The 15,537-nt window shown below is 60.7% G+C and carries 16 protein-coding genes and 1 other RNA gene; 6 read left to right on the top strand and 11 right to left on the bottom strand.

Annotated elements, in window-relative coordinates; translation table 11 throughout:
• Window positions 1-49 precede the first annotated feature (49 nt).
• A complete protein-coding gene (locus tag JJD74_RS07145) occupies window positions 50-367 on the top strand; it encodes a DUF2388 domain-containing protein (RefSeq protein ID WP_042561654.1) in 318 nt (105 codons plus the stop codon).
• A 189-nt stretch (window positions 368-556) separates the two neighbouring features.
• Here JJD74_RS07145 and gcvP read toward each other — a convergent pair whose 3' ends face one another.
• From gcvP to JJD74_RS07195, 10 genes are all read right to left on the bottom strand, one after another.
• Window positions 557-3,430: an aminomethyl-transferring glycine dehydrogenase gene (gene gcvP, locus JJD74_RS07150; RefSeq protein ID WP_200612537.1), complete on the bottom strand. Its 2,874-nt coding sequence runs from the start codon at window positions 3,428-3,430 to the stop codon at window positions 557-559.
• A 220-nt stretch (window positions 3,431-3,650) separates the two neighbouring features.
• Window positions 3,651-4,034 carry a glycine cleavage system protein GcvH gene (gene gcvH, locus JJD74_RS07155; protein ID WP_042561656.1) on the bottom strand — a complete coding sequence of 128 codons (384 nt, stop codon included), beginning with the start codon at window positions 4,032-4,034 and terminating at the stop codon, window positions 3,651-3,653.
• Between the two features lie 48 nt (window positions 4,035-4,082).
• Entirely contained in the window at window positions 4,083-5,165 is a 1,083-nt protein-coding gene (gcvT, locus tag JJD74_RS07160; RefSeq protein ID WP_042561657.1) for a glycine cleavage system aminomethyltransferase GcvT, read from the bottom strand.
• Between the two features lie 155 nt (window positions 5,166-5,320).
• A complete protein-coding gene (locus tag JJD74_RS07165; protein ID WP_200612540.1) occupies window positions 5,321-6,937 on the bottom strand; it encodes an ABC transporter permease in 1,617 nt (538 codons plus the stop codon).
• 144 nt (window positions 6,938-7,081) lie between these two features.
• Window positions 7,082-8,086, bottom strand: coding sequence for an extracellular solute-binding protein (locus tag JJD74_RS07170; protein ID WP_042561659.1), 1,005 nt, complete (start codon window positions 8,084-8,086; stop codon window positions 7,082-7,084).
• Window positions 8,087-8,273: 187 nt separating this feature from the next.
• Entirely contained in the window at window positions 8,274-9,491 is a 1,218-nt protein-coding gene (locus tag JJD74_RS07175) for a 2-octaprenyl-3-methyl-6-methoxy-1,4-benzoquinol hydroxylase (RefSeq protein ID WP_181818472.1), read from the bottom strand.
• A 9-nt stretch (window positions 9,492-9,500) separates the two neighbouring features.
• Entirely contained in the window at window positions 9,501-9,986 is a 486-nt protein-coding gene (locus JJD74_RS07180; protein ID WP_047304075.1) for a DUF4442 domain-containing protein, read from the bottom strand.
• Entirely contained in the window at window positions 9,979-11,166 is a 1,188-nt protein-coding gene (ubiH, locus tag JJD74_RS07185) for a 2-octaprenyl-6-methoxyphenyl hydroxylase (RefSeq protein WP_200612542.1), read from the bottom strand. The genes JJD74_RS07180 and ubiH overlap by 8 nt, the downstream gene beginning before the upstream one ends.
• Window positions 11,163-12,497 (bottom strand): Xaa-Pro aminopeptidase, encoded by a 1,335-nt coding sequence (gene pepP / locus JJD74_RS07190; RefSeq protein ID WP_200612545.1) that lies wholly within the window; start codon window positions 12,495-12,497, stop codon window positions 11,163-11,165. The genes ubiH and pepP overlap by 4 nt, the downstream gene beginning before the upstream one ends.
• Window positions 12,498-12,524: 27 nt before the next feature.
• The gene (locus tag JJD74_RS07195; protein ID WP_042561664.1) at window positions 12,525-13,085 is read right to left on the bottom strand and encodes a YecA/YgfB family protein; all 561 of its coding nucleotides are present in this window, start codon (window positions 13,083-13,085) and stop codon (window positions 12,525-12,527) included.
• A gap of 118 nt (window positions 13,086-13,203) precedes the next feature.
• Between JJD74_RS07195 and JJD74_RS07200 the strand changes: the two genes are divergently transcribed.
• From JJD74_RS07200 to JJD74_RS07215, 4 genes are all read left to right on the top strand, one after another.
• A complete protein-coding gene (locus tag JJD74_RS07200; RefSeq protein ID WP_016985919.1) occupies window positions 13,204-13,413 on the top strand; it encodes a TIGR02449 family protein in 210 nt (69 codons plus the stop codon).
• A complete protein-coding gene (locus JJD74_RS07205) occupies window positions 13,410-13,727 on the top strand; it encodes a cell division protein ZapA (RefSeq protein WP_007967943.1) in 318 nt (105 codons plus the stop codon). The genes JJD74_RS07200 and JJD74_RS07205 overlap by 4 nt, the downstream gene beginning before the upstream one ends.
• 30 nt (window positions 13,728-13,757) lie before the next feature.
• Window positions 13,758-13,936: non-coding RNA, 6S RNA (ssrS, locus tag JJD74_RS07210), on the top strand.
• Between the two features lie 79 nt (window positions 13,937-14,015).
• Window positions 14,016-14,621: a 5-formyltetrahydrofolate cyclo-ligase gene (locus JJD74_RS07215; RefSeq protein ID WP_042561665.1), complete on the top strand. Its 606-nt coding sequence runs from the start codon at window positions 14,016-14,018 to the stop codon at window positions 14,619-14,621.
• Between the two features lie 33 nt (window positions 14,622-14,654).
• Here the strand turns inward: JJD74_RS07215 and JJD74_RS07220 are convergent, their stop codons facing one another.
• The gene (locus tag JJD74_RS07220) at window positions 14,655-14,810 is read right to left on the bottom strand and encodes a hypothetical protein (protein WP_164488117.1); all 156 of its coding nucleotides are present in this window, start codon (window positions 14,808-14,810) and stop codon (window positions 14,655-14,657) included.
• 197 nt (window positions 14,811-15,007) lie between these two features.
• Here JJD74_RS07220 and JJD74_RS07225 point away from each other — a divergent pair, with 197 nt between their 5' ends.
• The gene (locus JJD74_RS07225) at window positions 15,008-15,457 is read left to right on the top strand and encodes an EVE domain-containing protein (RefSeq protein ID WP_200612559.1); all 450 of its coding nucleotides are present in this window, start codon (window positions 15,008-15,010) and stop codon (window positions 15,455-15,457) included.
• The last annotated feature ends 80 nt before the right edge of the window (window positions 15,458-15,537 follow it).

Consider the following 15,537-nt stretch of genomic DNA (forward strand, 5'->3'; position numbering starts at 1 on the left):
GAAAATGACGATCCAACCAGTCATTCAACACCAGTGGAGTCACCCCCTCATGCGTCTCAAACTTGCTGTCGCTACCCTCGCCCTGCTGTCTCTGCCTGTTGGTTCGGCAATGGCCGACAGCTTCTGGCGTAACGTCATTTCCTCCGGCGCCACCACCGGCTCGACCTACCTGACCTTCAAGGATCACAAGCTGATCGTCGCCGCGCAGGACGACGCCGGCAGTTTCGTTGCCAGCGACGGCGGCATCCGTGGCCCGTACCTGGAAGCTGCGATGCAGAAAGTCCGTAACGACAATCCGGGCCTGCAGGCGACGGACATGGAACTGGCGAACGCGATTCTGGCGAAGAACGCCGTGGCTTCCGAGTAAGTCGTTCGCAGACAAAAATGCCGCTCATTTGAGCGGCATTTTTTTTGCCCGGATTTCAGCCCCATCCTGTAACCCTGTGGGAGCGAGCCTGCTCGCGAAAGCAATCGTTCAGCCAGCATTTGCGGTGACTGACACGCCGCTTTCGCGAGCAGGCTCGCTCCCACAGGGGATGGCATGCTTGCAGGGCAATCAGCGGTAATCGTCGACCGGCACGCAAGCGCAATACAGATTGCGGTCCCCATAGACATTGTCGACCCGATTCACCGCCGGCCAGTACTTGTGTGCCTTCGTGTGCGCATCCGGGGTGATGCCTTGCTCGATGCTGTACGGCCGCTCCCACACGCCGGTGACATCCGCCAAGGTATGCGGCGCACGCTTGAGCGGGTTGTCTTCCGCCGGCCAATTACCGTTCTGCACCTCGGTGATTTCCGCGCGAATACTCAACATCGCGCCGATGAACCGGTCCAGCTCAGCCTTGGATTCGCTCTCGGTCGGCTCGACCATCAAGGTGCCCGGCACCGGGAACGACATGGTTGGCGCATGGAAGCCGTAATCCATCAGGCGCTTGGCGACATCCTCCTCGCTGATCCCGGTCTGCGCTTTAAGCGGCCGCAAATCGAGAATGCATTCATGGGCCACGCGACCATTGCGACCGGTGTAGAGCACGGGAAACGCACCGGATAAATGCTGCGCCAGGTAGTTCGCCGCGAGGATCGCCACCTCGCTGGCGTCTGCCAGTTGCGGCCCCATCATGGCGATGTACATCCAGCTGATAGGCAGAATACTTGCACTGCCCCACGGCGCCGCGCTGACTGCTCCGTTCTGCGCCAGCGGCCCGTCGATCGGCACCACCGGATGGTTGGCGACGAACGGCGCCAAATGTGCGCGAATGCCGATCGGCCCCATGCCCGGCCCGCCACCGCCATGGGGAATGCAAAAGGTTTTGTGCAGATTCATGTGCGACACGTCGGCGCCGATGTCCGCCGGTCGCGCCAGCCCGACCTGCGCATTGAGGTTGGCGCCGTCCATGTACACCTGACCGCCATGCTTGTGGATAACCTCGCAAATCTCGCTGATGCCCTCCTCGTACACACCGTGGGTCGATGGATAGGTCGCCATCAGGCACGACAACTTATCCCCAGCCTCGGCGGCTTTTGCCTTCAAATCCTCCAGATCAACGTTACCCGCCTCGTCGCACTCGACGATCACCACGCGCATCCCGGCCATTTGTGCCGAGGCTGGATTGGTGCCGTGGGCCGACGACGGAATCAGGCAGATATCCCGTGCCCCTTGCTGGCGGCTCTCGTGATATTTGCGGATCGCCAGCAGCCCGGCGTACTCGCCCTGAGCGCCGGAGTTGGGCTGCATGCAAATCGCATCGAACCCGGTAATCGCGCACAACCAGCGCTCAAGCTCTTCGATCATCAAGGTGTAGCCGACCGCCTGCTCCCTGGGCACGAAGGGATGCAGATTGGCGAACTGCGGCCAGGTGATCGGGATCATTTCGCTGGTGGCGTTGAGTTTCATGGTGCAGGAGCCCAACGGGATCATCGACTGGTTGAGCGCCAGATCCTTGTTCTCCAGTTGCTTGAGATAACGCAGCATCTCGGTTTCGCTGTGATGGGCGTTGAACACCGGATGACGCAGATAAGGTGTGCTGCGCTGAAGATTGTCTGGAATGCCAGAAACCAGCGCCTCAGCGTCAAGATCGTCGACGATCAGCCCATGATCGGCGCCAAGCAGCACATCAAACAGCTTTGCCACTGTGTGCTGGTCACACGTTTCGTCGAGGCTCAGACCGACCCGGCCACGGCCGAGAATCCTCAGGTTGATTTGCGCAGCCTTGGCACTTTCGATAATCGCGGTTTGCGCGCCGCCGACGTCCAGTGTCAGCGTGTCGAAAAACTGTGCGTTGACCCGGTTGATACCGTGGCGCTCAAGACCTGCCGCCAGAATGCAGGTCAGCCGATGCACCCGCTGCGCGATCCGCTTCAAGCCTTCCGGCCCGTGATAGACCGCGTAGAAACTGGCGATGTTGGCCAACAGCACCTGCGCCGTGCAGATATTCGAATTAGCTTTCTCGCGGCGGATATGTTGCTCGCGGGTTTGCAGGGCCATGCGCAACGCGACGTTGCCGCGGGCGTCCTTCGACACACCGATGATCCGCCCGGGAATCGCCCGTTTGTATTCCTCGCGACTGGCGAAAAAAGCGGCGTGTGGCCCGCCATAGCCCATCGGCACGCCAAAGCGTTGAGACGAACCGAACACCACATCGGCGCCCAACTCACCCGGCGGCGTCAGCAACAACAAACTGAGCAAATCAGTGGCGACACAGGCCAGCGCCTGCTGGGCATGCAAGTGATCGATGAGCGGCCGCAGATCGCGGATCTCGCCGTGGGTGTCGGGGTATTGCAGCAGTGCTCCAAATACGTGGTGCTGCTTCAAGTTATCCACAGCGCCGATGATCAACTCGAAACCGAAACCTTCGGCCCGGGTCTGCACGACGGAAATGGTTTGTGGATGACAGTTCTCGTCGACAAAAAACAGATTGCTCTTCGACTTGGCGACACGTTTGGCCAGTGCCATGGCTTCCGCCGCCGCAGTAGCCTCATCGAGCAATGAGGCGTTGGCCAGTTCCAGGCCGGTGAGGTCGATGGTCAGTTGCTGAAAATTCAGCAGCGCTTCGAGCCGACCCTGGGCAATCTCCGGTTGATACGGCGTGTAAGCGGTGTACCAACCGGGATTTTCCAGCACGTTGCGCAAGATGACGGTCGGCGTGAGCGTGCCGTGGTAGCCCATGCCGATCAGGCTGGTCCAGACCTGATTCTGCTCGGCGTAGCCATGCAGCCTGGCCAGCGCCGCTTGCTCATCCAGCGCTGGCGGCAGATCCAGTGCGCGATTAAAGCGAATGCCCGGGGGCACGGTCTGCTCGATCAGTTCACCTCGGCTGCCGAGGCCGAGGCTGTCGAGCATGGCCTGCTGCTCGGCGGCGTCGGGACCGAGATGGCGGCGCAGGAAGGCCTCGGGATCGCGTAACTGGCTCAGGGACGGCAACTGGGACATGACGGGCTCTCTCTTGGCTGGCGCTCGGCGTCAAGGCAAATACGGTCAAACCAGCATAGCAGTGCCCTAGGAGATCAAAAGATCGCAGCCTGCGGCAGCTCCTACAGGAATCCATTTTATGGATACACATTGCCTCTGTAGGAGCTGCCGAAGGCTGCGATCTTTTGATCCTGAACAAAAAAGCCCCGACAAGTCGGGGCTTTGGGGTGCAGCGCTCAGCTTACTCGCCGATGGCAGCCTTGTAGGCAGCCGCGTCGTGCAGCTTGTCCAGCTCAGCCTTGTCGCTTGGCTTGAGCTTGAAGATCCATGCGCCGTACGGGTCGGAGTTCAGCAGCTCAGGCGAACCGCTCAGCTCATCGTTGATCGCGATGACTTCGCCGCTGACCGGGGCGTAGATGTCGGAAGCGGCTTTAACCGATTCGACCACACCGGACTGATCGCCAGCCGCAAATACTTTGCCGACTTCGGTCAGCTCGACGAACACCACATCACCCAGCGCTTCCTGCGCGTGATCGCTGATGCCCACAGTGACGGTGCCGTCGGCTTCCAGACGTGCCCATTCGTGACTTTCGGCAAAACGCAGGTCGGCAGGAATATCGCTCATCTTCAGTGTCCTCAAGAAATTGTCAGCGGTGGTGCCCGCCGGGAAAGGTTAGATCAAAGTTTTGCCATGGCGTACGAAGGTCGGTTTGACCACTCGTACCGGGTACCACTTGCCACGGATTTCCACTTCGGCGCGGTCGGCAGTCGCCATCGGAACACGCGCCAGGGCAATCGATTTGCTTAGCGTAGGAGAGAAACTACCACTGGTGATCTCCCCTTCGCCAACATCGGCGATACGAACGACCTGGTGGGCACGCAAAACACCGCGTTCCTCAAGCACCAGACCGACCAGTTTGTGTGCAACGCCAGCGGCTTTTTCCGCCTCCAGCGCAGCACGGCCGATGAACTGACGCGAGGCCGGTTCCCAGGCGATGCTCCAGGCCATGTTGGAAGCCAGCGGCGAAACGTCTTGATGAATGTCCTGACCGTAGAGGTTCATGCCGGCCTCCACACGCAACGTGTCGCGGGCACCGAGGCCGATCGGGGAAATGCCGGCACCCACCAGATCGTTGAAGAATGCCGGGGCCTGATTGGCCGGCAATACGATTTCCAGACCGTCTTCACCGGTGTAACCGGTGCGGGCAATGAACCAGTCGCCGTCGGTCTCGCCTTCGAAGGGTTTGAGGTGCTGGATCAGCGTGGCACGCGACTGGGTGACCAGTTCGGCAATCTTGTGCCGGGCATGCGGGCCTTGAATGGCCAGCATCGCCAGCTCCGAGCGCTCGTGCAGTTGCACGGTGAAACTGCCGAGTTGCGCCTGCATCCAGGCCAGGTCCTGATCACGGGTCGAGGCGTTGAACACCAGACGATAACCGTCTTCGAGGCGGTAGACGATCATGTCATCGACGATGCCGCCACGCTCGTTGAGCATGGTGCTGTACAACGCACGGCCGGGGCGGTGCAGGCGTTCGACGTCATTGGCCAGCAAATGCTGGAGCCAGGCCTTGGCCTGGGCGCCGTTAACATCGATTACGGTCATGTGGGACACATCGAACACCCCGCAATCGCGGCGCACTTCGTGGTGCTCCTCGACCTGCGAGCCGTAATGCAGTGGCATGTCCCAACCGCCAAAATCGACCATCTTCGCGCCGAGGGCGAGATGCAGGTCATACAGAGGCGTACGCTGTCCCATGGGTTTCTCCTTCCGGGCGTGGCGAGGGTGCGGACTGCCGCTGCACGGCTGAAAGCCTCGAAATATAAGGCTTTGAGCTGTTTCCAGCGAACGGGTCTGTCAGACGAACCGCACCGAATGCCGCGCATTGTAGCCGCATGATTCAGGACTGACGACTAAGTGTTTCGGTGCGCCGAGCGACGGATCAGACCAATGACCGGCAATAGTCCGACCAGAACCAGGGTCAGCGCCGGCAACGACGCCCTCGCCCATTCGCCTTCGCTGGTCATTTCAAAGATGCGTACGGCCAGCGTGTCCCAGCCAAACGGGCGCATCAGCAGGGTTGCCGGCATTTCCTTGAGCACATCGACGAACACCAGCAGCGCCGCGCTCAACGTGCCGGGCAACAACAACGGCAGATACACTTTGAAAAACAGTCGCGGCCCACTGACACCCAGGCTACGTGCCGCTTCCGGCAAAGATGGCCGTATACGCGCCAGACTGTTTTCCAGCGGGCCATACGCGACGGCAATGAACCGCACCAGATATGCCATCAGCAACGCCGCCAGACTGCCGAGCAACAACGGTTTGCCTGCACCACCGAGCCAGCCCGAAAGCGGAATCACCAGTTCGCGATCCAGATAACTGAAGGCGAGCATGATCGACACCGCCAACACCGAGCCCGGCAGGGCGTAACCGAGGTTGGCCAGGCTGACCCCGGAGCGGATCGCCCGGGTCGGCGCCAACCGTCGGGCGAACGCCAGCAGCAATGCAACGCTGACGGTGATCAACGCCGCCATGCCACCCAGATAGAGGGTGTGGAGGATCAACCCGGCGTAGCGCTCATCGAGATCGAAACGCCCGCGCTGCCAGAACCACACGACCAATTGCAAAACCGGAATCACAAACGCGCAGGCGAAGACCAATGCGCACCAACTCATCGCCGCTACAGCTTTGACCCCGCGCAGGTGATACAGCGCCTTGATCCGCGGTCGCTCGTTGCTCGCCCGGTTCGCGCCGCGTGCACGACGTTCGCCGTACAGCACCAGCATTACCACCAGCAACAACAGGCTGGCCAATTGGGCCGCACTGGACAGGCTGAAGAAGCCGTACCAGGTCTTGTAGATCGCCGTGGTGAAGGTGTCGAAGTTGAACACCGAGACCGCGCCGAAATCCGCCAGAGTCTCCATCAACGCCAGTGCCACGCCCGCACCAATCGCCGGACGCGCCATCGGCAACGCTACGCGCCAAAAGGCTTGCCAGGGTGATTGCCCGAGCACGCGCGCGGCTTCCATCAGGCCTTTGCCCTGAGCGAGAAACGCCGTGCGTGCCAGCAGGTAGACGTAGGGGTAGAAGACCAGCACCAACACCAGAATCACCCCACCGGTGGAGCGAACACGCGGCAGCCGCAGGCCGGAACCGAACCATTCACGCAGCAGGGTTTGAACGGGCCCGGCGAAGTCGAGCAAGCCGACGAAGACGAAAGCGAGCACATAGGCCGGGATGGCGAAGGGCAGCATAAGTGCCCAATCGAGCCAGCGGCGGCCGGGGAATTCGCAGAGGCTGGTGAGCCAGGCGAGGCTCACGCCCAGCAGCGTCACACCGAAACCAACGCCGAGCACCAGCGTCAGGGTGTTGCCCAGCAGGCGCGGCATCTGGGTTTCCCACAGGTGCGACCAGATCTGTTGATCGATGGTCTGCCATGACAGCAGCAGAATGCTCAGGGGCAACAGCACCAGCGCGGCAATGGCGAAGACGATGGGATACCAGCGGCGTTGGGCGGGGTGGGCCACTTGCGAACTCTCGTGGAGGAAAAACGTAGAGTGTAAGGAGAAAAGCAAAAAGATCGCAGCCTTCGGCAACTCCTACAGTGGGATTGTGCTCACCCTGTAGGAGCTGCCGAAGGCTGCGATCTTTTGCTCTCTAAATCAGCAGACTCAGTTCCAGCCTGCCCGATCCATCATGCGAATCGCTTCGGCCTGGCGCTTGCCCGCCACTTCCACCGGCAAGGTGTCGGCAATGAACTTGCCCCATGCCGCCACTTCTTCCGACGGTGCAACGGCAGGGTTGGCCGGGAATTCCTGGTTCACGTCGGCGAAGATTTTCTGCGCCTCAGGCGTGGTCATCCACTCGACCAGTGCCTTGGCGGCTTCCGGGTGTGGTGCATGTTTGGTCAAGCCGATACCCGACAGATTGACGTGCACACCGCGATCCGCCTGATTCGGCCAGAACAGTTTCACCGGCAGTTCCGGCTTCTGCTTGTGCAGGCGACCGTAGTAGTAGGTATTGACGATGCCGACATCGCACTGCCCGGCATTGATCGCTTCGAGCACTGCAACGTCATCGGAGAACACATCGGTGGACAGGTTGTTGACCCAGCCTTTGAGGATCTTCTCGGTCTTCTCGGCACCATGCACTTCGATCATGGTTGCGGTGAGAGACTGGTTGTAGACCTTCTTCGCCGTGCGCAGGCACAGACGACCTTCCCAGTTCTTGTCGGCCAGTGCTTCGTAGGTAGTCAGTTCGCCCGGCTTCACTCGCTGGGTGGAATAGGCGATGGTCCGTGCGCGCAGGCTCAACCCCGTCCAGGCGTGGCTAGAGGCGCGGTATTGCTGGGGGATATTGGCGTCGATGGTTTTCGAGGTGAACGGTTGCAGGATGCCCATCTGCTCGGCCTGCCAGAGGTTGCCGGCATCAACGGTCAGCAGCAGGTCGGCGGTGGCGTTTTCGCCTTCAGCCTTGATGCGCTGCATCAGCGGCGCTTCCTTGTCGGTGATGAACTTGATCTTCACCCCGGTTTTGGCGGTGTAGGCATCAAACACTGGTTTGATCAGTTCATCGATGCGCGAGGAGTAAACCACCACCTCGTCGGCGGCCTGGGCAGTGGTGCTGCCGATCAGGGTCAAGGCCAGTGCGGTCAGAAGACGCTTGGGTGCCAACATGGGAGTGGTCTCTCGGTCGGGAAATGTGGGCCAAATGATAAGGACTCACATTTACGTTCTCAATCGATCACTTGGGCAAGGAGTTACCAGATGTTGCACGGTGCTAAACAAATCCCTACATAGGGACGCATTGCCAAATGTAGGAGTGAGCCTGCTCGCGATGAGGCCGTCAGCCTCAATGCAGGCCTCAGGGTTTTGCGAGTGCCGGAAGGTCACCCGTCAAACCGAGGGCTTCACGCACAAACAGCGCCTTGGCCTCAGGCATCTGCTCAACCAGCTTCAACCCGGCATTACGCAACCAGCGCACAGGCAGCGGATTGGCCTGGAACAAGCGCTCGAACCCTTCCATCGCCGCCATCAACGCCAGGTTATGCGGCATGCGCCGGCGCTCGTAGCGGCTCAGCACTTTCACATCCGCCAGCCGTTCACCACGCTCGTTAGCCTGCAACAGCACTTCAGCCAGCACCGCCGCATCGAGGAAACCCAGGTTCACGCCCTGCCCCGCCAGCGGGTGAATGGTGTGCGCGGCATCGCCGATCAGCGCCAGGCCTTCAGCCACATAGCGCTTGGCGTGGCGCTGACGCAGTGGCACGCACAGCCGTGGATCGGCACTGACGACGTCGCCCAGGCGACCTTCAAACGCCCGCTCCAGCTCTCGGCAGAATGCCGCTTCATCCAGCGCCATCAAACGCTCGGCTTCGCTCGGCGTGGTCGACCAGACGATCGAGCACCAGTCCTGCTGGCCCTCGCGTTCCAGCGGCAGAAACGCCAGCGGCCCGTGATCGGTGAAGCGTTGCCACGCCGTCATCTGATGCGGCTTGCTGCTGCGCACGCTGGTGACGATGGCGTGATGCAGGTAATCCCACTCGCGGGTCGCGACACCGGTCAGACGGCGCACCGCTGAGTTGGCGCCATCCGCCGCGATCACCAGCGGAGCGCGCAACTGCCGGCCATCAGCCAGGGTCAGCAACCAGTCATCGCCGGAGCGGCGCATCTGTTCCAGCCGTGCGTTGGCCAGCATGCCCAGATCGCAATCGTGCAAACGATCGAGCAAAGCATCCTGCACCACACGATTTTCGACGATATGGCCGAGTACGTCGGCGTGCACGCTGCTCGCCGAGAAGTGAATCTGCCCGGTGCCGCTGCCGTCCCAGACGTGCATGTCGGTGTACGGACTGCTGCGTCGACTGGCGATGCCTTCCCACACACCAAGGCGTTCGAGAATCCGCTGGCTGGCCGCCGACAACGCACTCACCCGCGGTTCGAATGGCGCCTGGGCATCGAACGGTTTGACGCTCAGCGGGCTGCCGTCGAGCAGCAAAACTTCCAGGCCACTGTCCTGCAACGCCAGCGCCAGGGCGCTGCCGACCATTCCGGCTCCGACAATCAGCAGATCTGCGCGCATTTCCATGCTTTAAGCCTGTCTCGCTTGCGGCTTGAGCCGCACGTAAAGGGTTTTACCGACCCGCGCGACAAGGTTGCCGGCGCCGTCATGAATATCGACCTGCAACTGCGGCAGGTACTTTTCGCCAGTGGCGGTCTGCCGACGGACCTCGTCCAGCAAGGTGTCGTCGATGGTAAACCGGGCGAACACCGGGCCTTTGCCCGGCGCAATGAAATCGATGTCGGCGGCCTTGTCCCAGACGATGTACCGCGACCCGAGGTTTTCCATCAGCATCAACATGAAAAAAGGATCGACCATCGAATACAGACTGCCGCCAAACTGCGTGCCGACGTAGTTGCGGTTGTACCAGCCCAACCCCATCGACACCTGAATGTCGCGAAAGTCGTCGCTGATGTGCCGTACCCGAACACCGGCGCCGAGATACGGCGGGTAACAGGTCATCACCCAACGCATCAACCGCGCCTTGCCGAACTTGTCGCTCAACCACTTAAGCATCCGGACGAGTTCCCAAACCCATGGCCTGGCGGGCGAACCAGCGCTTGGCGGGGGGTAACAGGTCGAGACCGAGCAAACCGATGTTGCGCCCCAGCGATACCAACGGCTGGGTGCTGCCAAACAGCCGCGTAACCTGATCGGAGAACCCCACCGTGAGGTCCTGATCGAGACGCTGACGCTCGCGATAAGCCTGCAACGTGGCGAAGTCGCCCAATGGTTTGTCGCTGGCGAGCAACGCCGCGGCGAGAGCATCGGCATCACGCAGGGACAGGTTGAAACCCTGCCCCGCAATCGGATGCAAACTGTGCGCGGCGTTGCCAAGTACGGCCAGATGCGAGCGCACCTGCTCTTCGGCTTCGACCAGCGACAGCGGATACAAATGCCGCGCCCCCACCTGTTTCAACGTGCCAAGGCGGTAACCAAACACGCCCTGCAATTCACTTAGGAAATCGCGCTCGCTCAAATCGGCCAGGCGTTGTGCGTCCATGCCCAGACGCGTCCAGACCAATGCGCAACGGTTATCCGGCAGCGGCAGCAAGGCCATCGGGCCCTCGTCGGTGAAACGCTCGAACGCCATGCCGTTGTGCGCTTCGCTCGGGGTGATGTTGGCGATCAGCGCACTCTGGTTATACGGACGCTTGCGCACGTTGATGCCCAACTGCTCGCGCAATCCGGAGCGCCCGCCATCGGCCAGCACCGCGAGGTCGCACTCAATGGTGGTTTCATCATTAAGAGTCAGGCGATAGCCGTCGGACAACGGCTCCATGCGCGTGACTTCCGCCGGGCAACGCCAGCTGATCACATCCTTGTCGACGTGCCGCCAGAGGCATTGGCCGAGCCAGGCGTTTTCCACCACGTAACCGAGCGCCGGCACACCCTCTTCCATCGCCGACAACCGCGCGGTGGAGAAGCGGCCACGATCGGACACATGGATCTGTTTGATCGGCTCGGCGCGACGGGAGATTTCCTGCCACACGCCCAACCGTTGATAGATTTGTCGCGCGCCGAAGGACAGCGCCGAGGAACGTGCATCGTAGCTCGGCTGCCAACTGTCACCAGGCGCGAACGGTTCGATCAGCACGATTTTCCAGCCGCGCGCCTTGGCCCCGGCCTGCAGCGCCAATGCCAGACTGGCGCCGACCAGGCCGCCACCGATGATTGCCAGATTGACTCGACTCATGCCGCGTGTGCCCGTGCTTGCGCCATCAGCGCTTCGATGTCGGCGACGGTTTTCGGTACGCCGTTGGTGAGGATTTCACAGCCGGTCTTGGTCACTACCACGTCATCCTCGATGCGCACGCCAATGCCGCGCCATTTTTTCGCTACGTTCTGATTGTCCGGGGCGATGTAGATACCCGGCTCCACGGTGAGCGCCATGCCGACTTCCAGCACGCGCCATTCGCCGCCGACCTTGTACTCGCCGACGTCGTGTACATCCATCCCCAGCCAGTGGCCGGCGCGGTGCATGTAAAACGCTTTATAAGCCTCAGTCGCGATCAATTCGTCGACGTCGCCCTGCAACAGGCCCAGCTTCACCAAACCTGCGGTGATGACTCGAACCGTGGCTTCGTGCGCCTGATTCCAGTGCTTGTTCGGGGCAATTTCAGCGAACGCGGCTTCCTGCGAGGCGAGTACCAATTCGTAGATCGCTTTCTGCTCGGGCGAAAACTTGCCGTTGACCGGCCAGGTGCGGGTGATGTCACTGGCGTAGCAGTCGATTTCGCAACCGGCGTCGATCAGCACCAGATCACCGTCCCTGAGCAGCGCGTCATTTTGTTGATAATGCAGGATGCAGCTATTACGCCCGGCAGCAACGATCGAACCGTAAGCCGGCATCTTCGCCCCGCCCTTGCGGAATTCGTAATCGAGCTCGGCTTCGAGGCTGTACTCGTAGAGCCCGGCGCGGCTGGCCTGCATCGCGCGGATGTGGGCCTGGGCCGAAATCCGTGCGGCTTCGCGCATCACCTTCACTTCTGCCGCCGATTTATACAGGCGCATGTCGTGCAGCAGATGATCCAAGGCAACGAATTCGTTCGGGGGCTGGGCGCCGAGGTGCGCTTTAGAGCGGATCACGTTGATCCAGTCCATCAGGTGTCGGTCAAATTCGGGGTTACTGCCCATCGCCGAATACACCCGGTCGCGACCTTCGATCAAGCCCGGCAGGATGTCGTCGATGTCGGTGACAGGGAATGCGTCGTCGGCGCCAAAGTCGCGTATCGCGCCTTCCTGGCCGGCGCGCAAGCCGTCCCACATTTCCCGTTCAGCGTTGCGTTCTCGGCAAAACAAAACATATTCGCCGTGCTCGCGGCCGGGCATCAAAACGATGACGGCTTGCGGCTCGGGGAAACCGCTGAGGTACTGGAAATCGCTGTCCTGACGGTAGACGTGCTCGACGTCGCGGTTGCGGATGGCCACCGCGGCGGCGGGCAGAATTGCGATGCTGTTGGGTTCCATCTGCGCCATCAGGGCCTTGCGGCGACGGCTGTATTCCGCTTTCGGGATATGGATCATGGGCAGATGGCTTTCCCTGGCTCGCGATTAATGCAGCGACGGCTTGGCGGCTGGCGGCACGTCGGCTTTTTTGGTTTCCGTGAACAGCAGCAGCGGCGCGACGCGCAGGTACTCCATGACTTCCATGTAGTCGGTCTCGCCGTCTTCGGATTCTTCCAGGGCATCTTGCACCTGGGAAATGGCGGCCAGATCCTGCAACACTTCGGTGGCTTCAGTGCTGAGCATGCTGCTGTCGCGGCAGTTCAGGCCGAAACCGCTGAGGAAGCCCTGGCACCATTCGCCCAGTGCGGCGGCACGCTCAGCCAGTGGCGCGTCATCGGTCGGCAGCAGCAGGACGACAGTGACGTCGTCGCCGGTCAGCTCACCCTTGACCATCTCTTGCAGGCCAATCAGAGCGTTGCGGATGTTGTCCTGGGGCTCGCTTTCGAGCAGCTCGGCGGCATCGATCAGCCACTCGTCGGCATTGAAGCCGGCACCGGCGCAACTGCGCCCGAGCAGCAAGCCGTGCAGTTCGGCAGGCGAGACGTTATGGCCGCTGGAGGTCAGCAGGGTGGCAAAGGCTTGGTACGGGGAATTCGCAATGGTCATGGGCAGCTAGGCGCCAGACGGCGCTATGTCTAGAATGGAGGCCTTGTATCCTACATCGACAGACTCGCCAAGACTATTAAAGGCTGTCCGCCAGCTAACCCATCAGACAGTGAATCCAATGGAAGACAACGACCTGCAAGCGCTGATGGCCAGACTCGAACTGCTGATTGGCCGAGTCGAGCAACTAAAGAGTCAAAACGCACTCTTACTAGCTCAGGAAAAGACCTGGCGCGAGGAACGCGCGCACCTCATTGAAAAAAACGAAATCGCCCGGCGTAAGGTCGAATCGATGATTTCGCGCCTCAAGGCCCTGGAGCAAGACTCATGAGTTCAAGCAATAGCGTTACCGTGCAGATCCTCGATAAAGAATATTCGATCATTTGCCCGCAGGAAGAGCGCAGCAATCTGGTGAGCGCCGCACGCTACCTGGACGGCAAGATGCGCGAGATCCGCAGCAGCGGCAAAGTCATCGGTGCCGACCGCATTGCTGTGATGGCCGCACTGAACATCACTCACGATCTCTTGCACAAAGAAGAGCGCCCGGACATTCAAGCCAGCGGCTCGACCCGTGAGCAGGTGCGTGACTTGCTCGATCGTGTCGATCTGGTCCTGGCCGACGATCCGGACATCAGCAAGGGCTGATTCGCCCGTCCGCTTGAGGTATACTCGCGGCACTCCCTGGGGTGCTTGCCAGTTGACGATGTCCCTGAGCCGATTCGCACTACCCTGGAAGTTGCACGTTGGGCTGGTGTGCATGTCCGCCAGACGGAAAGCCTTAAAGTCTACTGCATCTTCCACCTTGAACTTTCGGGTTCAAGGGCTAAGTTGACAGCGGTTCATCCGGGGAGCCTGATTCGAATCCGATGTCGGTGAATGCCGACATCGGATTTTTTATGCGTACGTTTTCGTCCAACCTGCCGAAGCCGAACCATGACCGAACTCGCGCTGCTGCCCCGCCCGCAACTCCGCCGCCTGCTGCGCAAGGCGCGCCGCGCACTGACTGCTGCTGAACAACGCCAGGCTGCCAAAGGCTTGTTCCGGCAATTGGCGCAAGACCCGCACTTTCGCCGGGCAAAACACATCTCCCTGTACCTGCCCACCGACGGTGAAATCGATCCGCGTCTGCTGCTGCGTGAAGCACAGCGCCGGGGCAAGGCCACGTACCTGCCGGTGCTCAGCGCCTGGCCGCGAACCAAAATGGTGTTCCAGCGCATCCGGCCCGGCGAAAAACTCAAACCCAACCGTTTCCGCATTCTTGAGCCGCGCGCCAATCTGGCTCGCCAGCGCAAGATCTGGACACTGGATCTGGTGTTGTTGCCACTGGTGGGATTTGACGACGTCGGCGGACGTCTGGGGATGGGCGGCGGCTTCTATGATCGCAGCCTGGCGTATCTGGCGCGGCGCAAGAACTGGCGCAAGCCGACATTATTGGGTCTGGCCCATGAATGTCAGAAGGTCGAACGGCTGGCACAGGCGAGTTGGGATGTACCGTTGCAAGGCACGGTCACTGACAAGGCGTGGTATTTCGTAGACTGAACGCCGCAGATCAGCGGCGTCGAGGAGGCAGTTTCAGCGCTTGAAGGCTGTTGACTGTTGAACCTGTTGCGCGATTTCAATCGGTGCGTCGGCCTTGTTGGCCCACAGGCTTTGCGCGTAACCGGTGGTCACAACGCCCAAACCAAACAAAATAACCAAAACCCAAAGCAAATCCGGTTTGCGTTTCATCGATTGCCCCCCTCAAGGCACATCATCACGATGACAGCAGCGGTTTCCATTCGTAGGCCGTGCAGCAGCGTCAAGCTTTAAAGGCCGGCATTTTGCGACAACGAGAACCTGTGCGCAAACGCTGACGTCAACCGACTGTCGGTTTGTCATAAAATTGCCCGACAACTTGCCCAAAGAACGCTCCAGGAGCAAAAACCATGGCCTATTGGCTGATGAAATCCGAACCTGACGAACTCTCGATCAGAGACCTGGAGAAACTCGGCAAAGCGCGCTGGGACGGGGTTCGCAACTATCAGGCACGCAACTTCCTGCGCGCGATGGCGGTGGGGGATGAGTTCTTTTTCTACCATTCCAGCTGCCCGGAGCCGGGAATTGCCGGGATCGGAAAAATAATCGAAGCGGCGTATCCGGATCCGACGGCGCTGGACCCTGAAAGTCATTATTTCGATCCGAAGGCCACGGCGGAGAAAAACGCCTGGAGTGCAATCGACGTGGCGCACGTCGAAACCTTTGCGCGGGTGTTGAAACTCGATTATCTGAAGCAGCAGCCGGCGCTGGCCGAGATGCCACTGGTACAAAAAGGCAGTCGCCTGTCAGTGATGCCCGTCACCGCCGAGCAGTGGGCCGCTGTGCACGGCTTGCGCTGAGAACCGCTCGGTCACGCAGTGGGCCCAGACAAAAGGGTCTAGGCTTGCCGCTCATTTGATTGACATCAAGCGCCCCCAGC

This window comes from Pseudomonas sp. MF6776 (assembly GCF_016613125.1).
In the GTDB taxonomy this organism is placed as follows: Bacteria; Pseudomonadota; Gammaproteobacteria; order Pseudomonadales; family Pseudomonadaceae; genus Aquipseudomonas; species Aquipseudomonas iridis.

Coding starts and splice junctions, on each gene's coding strand:
- JJD74_RS07145 (WP_042561654.1), top strand. CDS start 50: ATGCGTCTCAAACTTGCTGTCGCTACCCTCGCCCTGCTGTCTCTGCCT.
- gcvP (WP_200612537.1), bottom strand. CDS start 3,430: ATGTCCCAGTTGCCGTCCCTGAGCCAGTTACGCGATCCCGAGGCCTTC.
- gcvH (WP_042561656.1), bottom strand. CDS start 4,034: ATGAGCGATATTCCTGCCGACCTGCGTTTTGCCGAAAGTCACGAATGG.
- gcvT (WP_042561657.1), bottom strand. CDS start 5,165: ATGGGACAGCGTACGCCTCTGTATGACCTGCATCTCGCCCTCGGCGCG.
- JJD74_RS07170 (WP_042561659.1), bottom strand. CDS start 8,086: ATGTTGGCACCCAAGCGTCTTCTGACCGCACTGGCCTTGACCCTGATC.
- JJD74_RS07175 (WP_181818472.1), bottom strand. CDS start 9,491: ATGCGCGCAGATCTGCTGATTGTCGGAGCCGGAATGGTCGGCAGCGCC.
- JJD74_RS07180 (WP_047304075.1), bottom strand. CDS start 9,986: ATGCTTAAGTGGTTGAGCGACAAGTTCGGCAAGGCGCGGTTGATGCGT.
- ubiH (WP_200612542.1), bottom strand. CDS start 11,166: ATGAGTCGAGTCAATCTGGCAATCATCGGTGGCGGCCTGGTCGGCGCC.
- pepP (WP_200612545.1), bottom strand. CDS start 12,497: ATGATCCATATCCCGAAAGCGGAATACAGCCGTCGCCGCAAGGCCCTG.
- JJD74_RS07195 (WP_042561664.1), bottom strand. CDS start 13,085: ATGACCATTGCGAATTCCCCGTACCAAGCCTTTGCCACCCTGCTGACC.
- JJD74_RS07200 (WP_016985919.1), top strand. CDS start 13,204: ATGGAAGACAACGACCTGCAAGCGCTGATGGCCAGACTCGAACTGCTG.
- JJD74_RS07205 (WP_007967943.1), top strand. CDS start 13,410: ATGAGTTCAAGCAATAGCGTTACCGTGCAGATCCTCGATAAAGAATAT.
- JJD74_RS07215 (WP_042561665.1), top strand. CDS start 14,016: ATGACCGAACTCGCGCTGCTGCCCCGCCCGCAACTCCGCCGCCTGCTG.
- JJD74_RS07220 (WP_164488117.1), bottom strand. CDS start 14,810: ATGAAACGCAAACCGGATTTGCTTTGGGTTTTGGTTATTTTGTTTGGT.
- JJD74_RS07225 (WP_200612559.1), top strand. CDS start 15,008: ATGGCCTATTGGCTGATGAAATCCGAACCTGACGAACTCTCGATCAGA.